Annotated in this window: 9 protein-coding genes; 2 read left to right on the top strand and 7 right to left on the bottom strand. The window is 51.6% G+C overall.

Translation table 11 applies throughout. The features are described 5' to 3' along the window. From fdxA to BLP47_RS04455, 4 genes are all read right to left on the bottom strand, one after another. Entirely contained in the window at positions 1 to 318 is a 318-nt protein-coding gene (fdxA, locus tag BLP47_RS04470; RefSeq protein WP_091850752.1) for a ferredoxin, read from the bottom strand. Positions 319 to 364: 46 nt separating this feature from the next. After that, positions 365 to 1408, bottom strand: a complete 1044-nt coding sequence (ftsY, locus tag BLP47_RS04465) for a signal recognition particle-docking protein FtsY (protein ID WP_091850750.1) — start codon at positions 1406 to 1408, stop codon at positions 365 to 367. Further along, positions 1408 to 4857, bottom strand: a complete 3450-nt coding sequence (gene smc / locus BLP47_RS04460) for a chromosome segregation protein SMC (RefSeq protein ID WP_091850748.1) — start codon at positions 4855 to 4857, stop codon at positions 1408 to 1410. Before smc ends, ftsY begins: the two co-directional genes overlap by 1 nt. A gap of 86 nt (positions 4858 to 4943) precedes the next feature. Further along, positions 4944 to 5345 (bottom strand): type IV toxin-antitoxin system AbiEi family antitoxin domain-containing protein, encoded by a 402-nt coding sequence (locus BLP47_RS04455; protein WP_091850747.1) that lies wholly within the window; start codon positions 5343 to 5345, stop codon positions 4944 to 4946. A 249-nt stretch (positions 5346 to 5594) separates the two neighbouring features. On the opposite strand from BLP47_RS04455, the gene typA reads away from it, so the two are divergent. Next, a complete protein-coding gene (gene typA, locus BLP47_RS04450) occupies positions 5595 to 7502 on the top strand; it encodes a translational GTPase TypA (protein ID WP_091850745.1) in 1908 nt (635 codons plus the stop codon). 64 nt (positions 7503 to 7566) lie between these two features. Here typA and BLP47_RS04445 read toward each other — a convergent pair whose 3' ends face one another. Further along, complete coding sequence (locus tag BLP47_RS04445; protein WP_091850743.1) at positions 7567 to 9210, bottom strand: ABC transporter ATP-binding protein; 1644 nt, start codon at positions 9208 to 9210, stop codon at positions 7567 to 7569. A gap of 32 nt (positions 9211 to 9242) precedes the next feature. On the opposite strand from BLP47_RS04445, the gene BLP47_RS04440 reads away from it, so the two are divergent. Further along, entirely contained in the window at positions 9243 to 9815 is a 573-nt protein-coding gene (locus tag BLP47_RS04440) for a PH domain-containing protein (RefSeq protein WP_091850741.1), read from the top strand. A gap of 20 nt (positions 9816 to 9835) precedes the next feature. On the opposite strand, the gene BLP47_RS04435 is transcribed toward BLP47_RS04440, so the two are convergent. Together BLP47_RS04435 and BLP47_RS04430 are read right to left on the bottom strand one after the other, a co-directional pair. Continuing rightward, complete coding sequence (locus tag BLP47_RS04435; protein WP_091850739.1) at positions 9836 to 10924, bottom strand: ABC transporter permease; 1089 nt, start codon at positions 10922 to 10924, stop codon at positions 9836 to 9838. Further along, positions 10924 to 12468 carry an ABC transporter permease gene (locus BLP47_RS04430; protein ID WP_091850737.1) on the bottom strand — a complete coding sequence of 515 codons (1545 nt, stop codon included), beginning with the start codon at positions 12466 to 12468 and terminating at the stop codon, positions 10924 to 10926. Before BLP47_RS04430 ends, BLP47_RS04435 begins: the two co-directional genes overlap by 1 nt. Between the last annotated feature and the right edge of the window lie 19 nt (positions 12469 to 12487).

Below are 12487 nucleotides of genomic sequence, written 5' to 3'. Positions count from 1 at the left end.
TTAGACCTGCAGTGGCAGTGCCAGAATTATCTCGTGGTCACCGGGGATTGGCCCCACCTTGGCTGCGCCACCTGGAGAACCAACCCCTAAGAAGAAGTCGACATTAGCTCGGTAGTACTCGCTCCACTCGCCAGGAACATCATCTTCGTAGTAGATGGCCTCAACTGGGCAAACTGGCTCACAAGCTCCGCAATCCACGCACTCATCGGGGTGGATGTAAAGCATGCGGTCACCCTCGTAGATGCAGTCAACCGGGCATTCATCAATACAGGCCTTGTCTTTGACGTCAACACAGGGAAGGGCAATTACGTAAGTCACTGATAAACCTTTCTAACACCCGAAGTCTAAAACACAAAAGACAACATTATTTATAAGCGACTAAGCCCTTAGCAAATTCCGAGGGTGAAAAGAAGGCAAAATCGTTGATTCCCTCACCGACCCCTACCAATTTGATTGGCAAATCGAGCTCTTTTTGCAAAGCGTAAAGAATTCCGCCCTTAGCGGTTCCATCGAGTTTGGTCATCACAATGCCGGTGACATTCGCCACCTCGGCAAACGCCTTGGCCTGAGCCATGGCGTTTTGCCCCATGGTCGCGTCAATTACCAATAAAACTTCCGAGATTTTTGCCTGCTTCTCAACGGCCTTGCGAATTTTGCCCAGTTCATCCATCAGGTCTTTTTTATTCTGCAGGCGTCCCGCTGTGTCAATGATCGCGATATCAGCATCTTCTCTGATGGCAAGCTCAACAGTTTGGTAGGCGACCGAAGCCGGGTCTTGACCCTGATTCAAAGGCCTCACAATCTTGCAAGCAGCCCGCTCAGCCCAGGTTGCAAGCTGCTCAACAGCCGCCGCTCTAAAGGTGTCAGCGGCTCCCAATACAACCTTCCAATCGCCGTCAGCTAACCAGCGCGAAAGCTTCCCAATTGTGGTCGTCTTGCCTGCGCCATTAACGCCAACCACTAAAAACACATAGGGCAGGGCCCCGTCAGAAAGATTCAGAGCCGAATCGGCTCTTGTGAGCCGATTGGTCAAGAGTTCCATCAAGAGCAACCTGAGCTCAGCATCGGTGGATGCCCCAACCCGGTTGGCCTCTTTTTTTAGCTCCTCGGTAATTTCAAGAGAGATCTCCACCCCAAAATCAGCCAACAGCAGGATGTCTTCAAGATCATCCAACAAAAGATCAGACCCGAACAGCGATCGAACGCCTTTGCCAATCGAACGCTCCGGCAACTGAACCTCGATGACCGCAGCCAAATGCTGCGGTTGCTTGGCGATGGCTTCGGCAGCCAAATTCTCAGGGGCAACGGCCTCAACTTCAGGTTCGACAACGGGATCTTGAACTACAGCTGGCTCGAGCTCAACCGATTCGTTCTTATCGGTGCGCAAACGCTTTAGAAAGTTGAACATTAGGCCCGCTTCTCTAGCTTTTGGCCGACAACTGCACTCATGCCGTCCTGCCTCATAGAAACCCCATAAAGGGCATCAGCGATCTCCATGGTGCGCTTTTGGTGGGTGACAATAATTAGCTGGCTGGATTTTCTCAAGGATTCAATAACCTCTAGTAATCGACCAAGGTTAGAATCATCAAGGGCCGCCTCAACCTCATCCAAGACATAAAACGGACTTGGTCTTGCTTTGAAGATTGCAATTAATAACGCCACGGCAGCCAAAGACCTTTCACCGCCAGAGAGCAAAGACATGCGCTCAATTCTCTTACCAGCCGGCCGAACCGACACCTCAATACCGCTTTGAGATAAGTCATCGGGTTCGGTAAGGGAAATAGATCCGGTGCCGCCTGGGAAAAGAATTGGGAAGATCTTCTCAAACTCCACCTTGGTGTCCTCAAAGGCTGCGGCAAAGATGCTTTGCATCTTGCCGTCTAGGTCTTTGATGATGCCCATTAGATCCGCCCTGGCCTTGGCAAGATCCTCAAGCTGTTCGGCAAGGTATTGGTGGCGCTGCTCTAAAGCTGCAAATTCTTCTAGGGCAAGTGGATTAAAGGCACCAAGCTGAGACAGCCTCGATTCGGCTTGGCGCAAACCCTTTTCAAGCTCTTCCCGAGTTGATTCGTCTGCTTGATATTCACTCAACAGCACCTCGACAGAAACGGCTAATTCTGTGTCTGTTCTTTCGGTGAGGTTCGCTAGCTTCAGCTTCAGCTCGTGATTGCGCATCTCAACTTCATGAACACCCTGGTTTAGTTCGCTGTAGCGAGCCTCCAGACCGGTTGCTTGAGATCGCAAAATGGCCAAGCGTTCGCTCTGCTGAGTTCGCTTTGACTCTTTTTCTCGAACCTCTAACCGAACCCCACTGGTCAAGCGTTCGGTGAGTGAAATAGCATTTGGCAAAACCAAAAGCGCAGCTTGCGCTTTTGACAGCTGCTGCTCTTTTTCTTGATTCGCAAGGCGATCTTGTTCCGATGCAGCGATTGCCTCATTGACCCGGCCTCGCAAAACAGCGACCGCTTTAGAGGCATTGGTGCCTCGCTCTGCAAAGGTTCCAATCGAAATTCTCACCTCAAGCTCTGCCTGGCGCACGGTTTCCAAAGTTGAAATTAAACCCGCTCGCTCATCCTCGTTAGCCAAAACAGTTTGAATCTTTGGTAAAACCTCAATTTTGAGTGCGAGCTGAGCTAGCTCAGTCTCGCCAGCAGCCTTTGATTCCAAAATTCCAGCGATATCTTTTTCTAATCGCTTGACATCGTTTTGAGCAGCGTCAACCTGAGCAATAATTCTGCCAACCCGCTGAGCTCTGGCAGCCAGTTCAGCATCATGCTCTTGAAGCTTCGCAAGAGCCGACCTAACTCCTTCTTGGGCCAAGACTGCTGCGCTCTTTGCCTTCTCTAGATTAGAGGTCTTGAGCTCAATTTGAGCGGCCAGAGCCTTGAGCCTTTTGGCGGCAGATTCTTGCTCGGCAATCAGCTCAAGCTTTGAGGGCTGCTTGGTCCCGCCGCCACGAACCAGTGCCTCGGAGACAAAGTCTCCGGCTTTGGTGATGACACTTAGGCTCGAATCTTTTTCCAGCGCCGCAAGAGCCTGTTCGAGATCCTCAGCTAGGTAGATGGCTTCAAGGATCTGGAAGATTGCCCTCGGGGCACTCACAACGCTCTGTGCAGAAATAAGGCCGTACTTCAAATCGCTCTTCTTGGCTTCCTGATTGCCCGAGGCAATCAGGAACTCTGCCCTGCCGAGACCTTCGGCTTTGAGGTAACGAAGAGCAGCTACTGCCTGCTCCTTGGATTCAACAACTACCGCGTCAGCCAGTGACCCAAGAGCTGCAGCAATTGCAACCTCATAGCCGGGTTCAATGACCACCGACTCTGCAAGCAAGCCCTTGATCCCCGAGAGGTTCGCATTACGAACCTCAACCGAACCATCAGCTTGCTCAAGTGTCATTCCTAAAGCGGAGTGCTTAGCCGCGATTGCATCGCGCTCGCGCTCAACAATGTGCAGGGTATCTCGAGCTTGATCAACCGCCGCTCTTGCCGCCTGCTCAGAAACTTGGCTGTTTTCGTATTCAACTCTCAGCTCAGAATCCGAAACCGAACCTGCATCCGGAGCTAGTACTTGCTGCTCCGCCTGAAGGGCTACAACGCCCTGCTGTGAGCTAGCCAGAGAATCGTTGAGGGACACAACCCGAGTGTCAAAACTCTGAATTCTGCTTTCTAGAACCGAGAGCGAATTCAGTAACTTCGATCGCTCAGCTTCTGAGCGCTCTATCTCGGAGCGCTCGCGCAGAAGATTTGCTTCAAATTGGCTCAGTTTCTCACTGGCTAGCAAGCGGTGTTGCTCCAGCTCTCTAAGCGCTGCAGCAGTTGAGTCAACGCTTGATTCTAGAGCCGCTAACTCTGATTCTGAGCTGGCAAGCTGTCTTTTGAGTTCTTCAACCTCGCCATCTTTGATGGAAAGCTGCTGTTGACCAAGGAGAGAAATTCTTTGCTGGGCAAGGTTTTGTAGGGACCTCAGCTTTGACTCGGCTGCCTCGAAACCAAAGAGTCTTTGGCGAAGCTCATCAAGCTCGCTGGAAACTAACTGGGTCTCAATTTCTTGGATTCCAGTTCTTGTAGCCAAGAGTTGCGATTGAGCATAGGAAGACTCAGCGCGGCGTTCGATCTCACTCTTAGATGCCAGCTCCAACTGCTGGCTCAGATATCTAATTTGGTGAGCCAAAAGCTTTGACTTTGCCTCTCTGGCAATTGCACCAATTTGCTGCGCTTGTCTTGCGGTGTCAGCCTGGCGACCAAGCGGCTTAAGATTTCTTCGGAGTTCAGCAGTTAGGTCTTGCAGTCTGGTGAGGTTCAGCTGCATGGCATCGAGCTTTCGCTCAGTTTTTTCCTTGCGCCTGCGGTATTTGAGAATTCCAGCCGCTTCTTCAATGAAGGCTCGACGCTCAAGTGGGGATGCCTTCAACACGGTGTCGAGCTGGCCTTGACCAACAATCACGTGCATCTCACGACCAAGGCCGGTGTCACTCAAAAGTTCTTGCAGATCAAGCAAGCGGCAGGACTCGCCATTTATGGCGTATTCGCTTGCTCCGTTGCGAAATAGCACCCTGGAGATTGTGACTTCGGCATATTCGATCGGCAACGCCCCATCGGCGTTGTCGATTGTGAGCTGAACTTCAGCTCGACCAAGTGGACCCTTGGTCGCAGTTCCAGCAAAAATGACGTCTTCCATTTTGCCGCCACGAAGTGTCTTGGCTCCCTGCTCTCCCATTACCCAGGCGAGAGCGTCAACCACATTGGATTTACCGGAGCCGTTGGGGCCTACAACGCAAGTTATGCCCGGTTCCAATTGGATTGTGGTGGGTTGGGCGAATGACTTAAAGCCTTTTAGGGTGATGCTCTTTAGATGCAAAGCGTGGTCACCCCTTTCGAATACCTTGAAAGCCTAGCCAAAATTGATTGATGTTTGAGCCAAGAATGTCTCTGTGGACACACGCATCAAAATTTTGAAACATACTCAATTCCGATCTGACCCACTGACATTTTGCGAGACACTCGAGTGGCAGTCTTGACTATTAGCCTCATGGGTATTTGGTCTGTTTCGCCAGCCTCCCATGCTCTAATCAAAGGGTGCACCTCGTACTCAACTCCAAGCTTGGAAAGTGCTTCTCGAGATAGCGCCCAAAAGCTCCCTTCTAGAACAACATCGCCGGAAGCAGTTTTTCGAGTTTTGGCATAGACACCCCGACCGATTCGAATCAAAGAACCGATATCAACGAGTTGAGCCAAAGCCACATCAACACGTGCGCTAGAACCAAACCGCAACATATCTTTGCGCAACACAACATCAGAGGATTGCCTCGCCACAGAGCGCCTAATCTTTTGAACAATCGAATCCATAAACCCAATTCTCTATCAAATTGAAATGCATTACATGTAGCTACAGCTCAGCAACAGCGGTACATAACAAAACATTTTACTATTGTTTTGAAATTTACAATTTTGCTCAAAACACCACTGTTAGTGGCGTCACACTACGTCCCGATAAGAGAGCGCTTATTAGGATTTCTAGGAGAAAAACGCCATTGGCAACTAGAATTACAAGGTTGCCCATGCCTTTTCGGCCAAATCTAAAGAGATATCTTTTTAATGAAAAAACAAAACCAGCACATTCGTAACGTTGCCATCGTCGCTCACGTAGACCACGGTAAGACCACCTTGGTTGACGCCATGCTCAAGCAGACCAACTCCTTCGCCTCTCACGGCTCAGTTGACGAACGCGTTATGGACTCCGGAGACCTAGAGCGCGAAAAGGGCATTACGATCCTCGCCAAAAACACCGCAGTTGCCTACTCGGGGCCTGCAGCCAAGGGCGAGACCATCACAATCAACGTTATTGACACCCCCGGCCACGCCGACTTCGGCGGCGAGGTTGAGCGTGGACTCTCGATGGTTGATGGTGTCGTGCTTTTGGTGGATGCCTCAGAAGGCCCACTACCCCAGACCCGCTTCGTGCTAAGAAAGGCACTCGAGGCCAGACTCCCGGTAATTCTTTTAGTTAATAAAACGGACCGACCAGATGCTCGCATCGACGAGGTTGTCGAGGAAAGCCACGACCTCCTTTTAGGACTAGCCTCCGACCTGCACGACTCCGTCCCGGACCTAGACATTGATTCGATCCTGGATCTTCCAGTTGTCTTCGCATCGGGCAGAAACGGAATGGCCTCTCTCAACAAGCCGGCCGATGGAACTTTGCCTGACACTGCAGATCTAGAGCCGCTGTTTGAAGCTATTCTCAGGTATATCCCCGCTCCAAGTTTTGAAGAGGGTGCACCACTGCAGGCCCACGTCACCAACTTGGATGCTTCTTTGTTCCTGGGACGACTGGCACTTCTTCGCATCTACAACGGTGAGATCAGAAAAGGGCAACAGGTTGCTTGGGTTCGCCAGGACGGAACCACTCAGACCGTCAAGATCACCGAACTTCTAGGAACCAAAGCGCTTGAGCGTTTACCAATCGAAAGCGCTGGACCAGGAGACATCGTTGCCGTTGCAGGCATTGAGGGCATCACCATTGGCGAATCGCTGTGTGATCCAAACGACATCAGACCCTTGCCCCAAATCAAGGTTGATGACCCAGCAATCTCGATGACAATTGGAATCAACACCTCTCCAATGGCTGGGCGAGTAAAGGGCGCGAAGGTCACAGCGAGACTCGTGAAGGACCGCCTAGACCGCGAGCTAATCGGTAACGTTTCAATTCGTGTTTTGCCAACTGAGCGCCCGGACGCTTGGGAGGTTCAGGGCAGAGGCGAGCTTGCTCTTGCAATTTTGGTTGAACAGATGCGTCGCGAAGGTTACGAGCTAACCGTTGGTAAACCCCAAGTGGTAACCAAGCGGGTTGACGGCAAACTCCACGAGCCGATTGAAGAACTCACTATCGATGTCCCAGAAGAGTTCCTGGGAGCTGTAACGCAGCTCCTAGCTTCTCGTAAAGGCCGCATGTTCAACATGGTAAACAACGGCACCGGCTGGGTTCGCATGGAATTCAAAATTCCTTCCAGGGGTCTAATTGGTTTTAGAACAGAGTTCCTAACTAACACCAAGGGTGCCGGAATTGCTAATGCTTTGGCGGCTGGCTACGAGCCATGGGCTGGCGAGATCGTAACTCGACTCAACGGTTCGCTAATCGCCGACCGCGCTGGTGTTGCAACTCCCTTCGCAATGATTGCCCTTCAAGAGCGCGGCGCGTTCTTTGTGGAGCCAACCAGCGAGGTTTATGCCGGAATGGTTGTTGGTGAAAACTCCAGATCTGAGGACATGGAAGTAAATATCACTAAGGAAAAGCAGCTCACAAACATGCGGGCTGCTTCTGCTGACAACTTCGTTGGGCTTACGCCTCCAAGGAAGCTCTCGCTCGAAGAGTGCCTAGAGTTTGCCCGGGAGGATGAGTGTGTTGAGGTAACCCCCGAGGGCACCAGAATTCGAAAGCTTGAGTTGGATGCCAACCTTAGAGCAAGAGCGGCTTCTGCTCGCAAAAACGCCAGCAAGGCCTAGTTCGCTCTTTTTCTTACAAATCTGGCTTAGGTAAAAGTGGTCAACCTGGAAGTTATAGGCTGAATTAATTACGTCTGGCGGATCTGCGTTTTTCTTGCTCCTCAGGATCCGGAACCGGCACAGCTGCAATCAGCTTCTTGGTGTAATCGACCTGAGGGTTTCTGAGAATCTGGTCCTTGGTGCCCTGCTCGACAATGGCACCGTGTTGCATTACGGCAATCCGGTCGCTCAACAGGTCAACCACCGCTAGGTCGTGAGAAACAAACAGAGTTGCGAATTGCTGCTCTTTTTGAATCTCCTGCAACAGCTCAAGAACCCTGGCCTGCACTGAAACGTCAAGGGCGCTAGTTGGCTCATCGGCAACTAATAACTTCGGGTTTAGTGCAAGCGCTCTGGCGATTCCAACCCGTTGACGCTGGCCACCGGAAAGTTCGTGCGGATATCGGTTTCGGTAAGTCTTGGGCAGCTCAACCATATCCAATAGTTCGCTAACGCGGTTGGTGCGCTCTTTTTCATTTTGGCCAGCGAGCAATAAGGGCTCAGCGATTGACTGGCCAATGGGCCAGCGTGGGTTGAGCGAAGAACCAGGATCCTGAAAGACAATTCCGATATTTCTTCGCACGGCCTGCAGCTCTTGCTTTGAAACTCCAACCATCTTCTGCCCAGCAACCTCAAGCTGACCAGACTTAATGGGCAGTAGCCCAACCACAGCTCGGCCGATGGTGGTCTTGCCGGAACCTGACTCCCCCACTAGGCCCAGGACTTCACCAGGATAAATCTCTAGGCTGGCTTCTTTTACTGCCAAAAATGCTGGCACCTTGCCGCGCTTTGGGTATTCGATGTTTAGGTTTTCCATCTTCAGCGTGGGGATGACCCCCTGAGCCCTTGGCTTGGGTTCTGTGACCTCAATGGAGCCAAGGTGAGGAACAGCCGCCAAAAGGTCCTTGGTGTATTGGTGGGACGGATTCTTAAAGATGTCTAAGGTGGTGCCTTTTTCAACCACCACACCATCTTTCATGACGATCATGTTGTCTGAAAGATCGGCCACGACACCCATGTCGTGGGTAATCAAAATGATTGCCGAATCAAGCCGTTTATTTAGGTTTCTGAGTAGGTCCAAAATCTCAGCTTGGACGGTCACGTCAAGGGCGGTGGTCGGCTCGTCTGCGATTAGCAGAAGCGGATCGCAGGAGATTGACTGAGCAATCATGGCTCGCTGACGCTGACCACCAGAAAGCTGATGGGGGTAGGAGTTAAAGGCTTTTTCCGGGTCTGGTAGCTCAACCATTGCCAAAAGCTCGAGAGAGCGCTTCTTGGCCTGATTCTTGGTCATCACCGGGTTGTGAACCTGCAGGGCCTCGACGATCTGAAAGCCGATCGTGTAGACCGGGTTTAGAGCGGTCATGGGCTCTTGGAAGATAAAGGCAATTTCTTTACCGCGAATTTGCCGCAGTCGCTTCTTATCGGCTCCGATTAGCTCTTCGCCCAGTAACTTGACGGAGCCGGATGCTCGGCCGTTGACTGGCAATAGGCCCAAAAGGCTCATTGCGCTGGTTGATTTACCAGAACCCGACTCACCCACAATTGCCAACACCTCACCCGGGCTGACAGAGAAGTTGATGCCCGAGGCAGCCATTACCCATTCGCCATCCACCCAAAAGTCAACTGAGAGCTCAGAGGTTTCTATGATTGCGTTTTTTTGTTGCATTAGGCAATTACTCCTAGAGCTAGATTTATCTCATGCAAGTTTTCAAGTCTCGCTTTGGCAGGGTAATCACAATCATCATTAGCTTTGTGATGGCACTGGCTTTTATTACCAGCATTGCCAACCAGGGAATCGCTGCGGCGATTGGCTCCCTGCCAGTGATCCTGCTGCTGATCTATGTGATTGTGATTTTGTTCTGGTTGCCAAGGGTTGAAATCGATGAGGGTGGAGTTCGAATCATTAATGTGCTTCGAACTCACTATGTTTCTTGGGGAGCCATCAGCCGCATCGACACTCGTTATGCCCTGACTTTGTTCGTTGGTGACAAAAAGTACGTTGCTTGGGGAGCTACTGCCCCGGGTCGCCACGCGGCCTTTTTTGCCACTCGTGACCAAGGTACCTTTTTGCCCGAATCCACTTATCTTGCTGGCACTGTTCGGCCAGGAGACCTCAACACCAGCGACTCTGGCGCCGCAGCTGCAGTTATTAGGCAGCGCTGGGAAAAGCTCCAGGGCCAAGAACTTAGGGCTAGCGTCGCAACCAGCTGGCACCTCAAAACCATCTTGCTGCTTTTGGTGCTGGTGCTCACCGCTTCTTTTATTGGTTAGCAAGTTAGTTGCCAGCTGCATTAGTTAGCCCTGCGCTTTGCAATTAGGTTCTTTAGGTCTTGAATGGCGCCATCGGTGCGCGGCAACCTTCTTTGCCTCGGGTCAAAGGCGTCCCTGAGCCCGTCTCCCACAAAGTTAATTGCTAGGGCAATCAAAACAATAAATAGACCCGGGTACCAGAACAGCCAGGGCCTGGTTTTAAAGGCCTCGTTATATTCCGAGATGATTTGGCCCAGTGAAATATCCGGTGCAGTTATTCCAAATCCTAAAAAGCTCAAAGAAGTTTCAATAAGAATCGCAGCCGACATCAAAAGAGTCGCGTTCACCACGATCACACCGATTGAGTTCGGCAAGATGTGGCGGAAGATAATTCGGAAACTCGATGCCCCGGCAACTCTTGCCGCATCGACAAACTCTCGTTCGCGCAAAGACAAGAACTCAGCCCGCACGAGCCTTGCAAGCCCCGTCCAGGCGATTAGCCCAAGCAGGATGCCCAGTGACCAAGCACTTCCGCCAAAGGTGCGCCCTAGAACCGCTCCCAAAACAAGGGTAGGGATGATGATGATTACATCGGTGAAGCGCATCAAGATGCTATCGAGCCAACCTCTAAAGAAGCCAGCTACCGAACCGATCACAACACCCAAGGTCGTGCTGATGAAACCAACCAGTGCGATAACCGTCAAAGACTGCTGCATGCCGCGCATTACCCGAGCAAATATGTCTTTACCCAGAGTATCTTGCCCAAATGGGTGGTCTCCGGGGTTTGGTGGCCAAAGGGTTAGCGTTGGAGTTCCGCCAGGGTTCAGGACGTCGTAGTTCTCATACCAGTTGTATTGCCACCAGCCCGGAATCCTAAACCCATCAAGCGCAAGTCTTCCGGTGTTCGGGTCAGTTATCAACTGACCCGAACCACCAATGATGGTCCCGACCGAGGTGAACGCCAAAAGGGTAATAAACAACAAAGTGAAGAGCGAAATCATGGCCGCTTTATGAGCGAAGAAGCGCTTTTGAACAATCTTTCCCAGAGAGAGACCTTCAGTCTCACGCTGCTCGATTGTCATCTCAAGGTTGGCTTGAGTCTCATTGGTTAGCTTTTTCTTCTTAGCCATTAGTTCACCCGAATTCTTGGATCAAGCGCCGTGTATAAGAGGTCGGCAACCAGGTTTCCCACCACCGCAAACAAACCAGTCACTAAGAAAAAGCCCATCACCAGGTTCACATCAACGGCATTTAGCCCCGCATTAAACAGAGCACCCATGCCCTGCCAGGCGAAGACTCGCTCGGTGATGATTGCGCCACCAATCAAACCTGAGATATCAAAAGCAATAATGGTGGCAATTGGGATCATGGCGTTTCTGAATGCGTGCCTAACGATCACCGTGCGCTCATTTAGACCCTTGGCGCGCGCGGTGCGAATGTAGTCCTGGTTTAAGACCTCTAATAAAGACGCTCTTGCGTAGCGGGTATAACCCGCTACCGAGATGATCATGAGAGCCGCAGTTGGCAAAATCAAGTGGGCGTAGGAGTCAAGAATCGACAGCCACATGTTGTTCTCGCGGCCAATGGTTGGAGTCACCGCACCAATAGTCGACACAAATCCGGTCTGCATTGGAATGAGCTCTAGGTAGCGACTCCAGTACTGCATGGCCTCGTCGATAACCAAAATCAATCCACCGAAACCGCCGACAATGCCGGCGGTTCTTGCGATATCGCGCTTGCCGTCTCCACCAAAAGCGAACCCGAGGCCAACGCCGATTGCGGCCATGCCGGCAATCGCTGCAAGGATGCCCATTGGGCCCTCCAGGTAGAAAAACAGGTATTGACCAGGTAGCCAAAGTGCCCCTGCTATTAGTGCCATTGCGCCCACGATAATTACCGCGCGTTTTTGGCTAAACCCGGTGGAAAGCAATAGCGCAATCCCCGCAATCATCGCGGTCGTGAGCACGACACCCACCAGCCCGATTGACGGGGTCTTGAGCCAGCCGCTTAGGTTCATGGCAATTAGAAGTGCGGCAGAAAGTACTAGGGAGCCCAAGAACACTCGGATTCTGGTCTTTAGGCCACCACCGGCTATCCCGGTGGAGACCACCGCCAATATCAACGCGATGGTGGAAATTGCTGTGGTGGAGAAAACCGGATCTTCTAAGAATCTGTTGAAGCGAATTGCACCGAACTCCTTGAGTAATACTGCGACCCAGAAGATTGGCAAAGAATAGAAAACAAAAGCAAAAAAAGTAACGCTGTAGTCATAGCCGGAATACTGACGCAGCGCGGTGGTCATACCAACCGCAACACCAACAACGATCGACAATACGGTGGCCAAGGTGATCAACTGCAGTGTTGAGAACATGGCGCCTGCTAGTGCGTCAATTACCGGGGCCTCGCCCTTGGCGATTGAGATCCCGAGGTCGCCGCGGCCAATCAAAAAGCCCGCGGCCCCTGCGAGCCAGAGGAAATAACGCAAAATTGGGGGGACGTCTAGATTCAGAGCATCGGTTAGATACGCGATTTTCGCTTGTGCCGAAAGATCGATTGAAGCCCTGAGGTCCCTGAGTGGATCGCCAGAAATGGCAGTGAGCTGATAAACGATAAAAGATGCGACCAGCAATACCACCAGAGTGGAGGCGAGTCTGCGAATGATGAAACTGAGCATGTTTTGCCTTTAAGCCATA

This window comes from Candidatus Aquiluna sp. UB-MaderosW2red, from assembly GCF_900100865.1.
In the GTDB taxonomy this organism is placed as follows: Bacteria; Actinomycetota; Actinomycetes; order Actinomycetales; family Microbacteriaceae; genus Aquiluna.
This window is presented reverse-complemented; position numbering and strand designations above follow the sequence as displayed.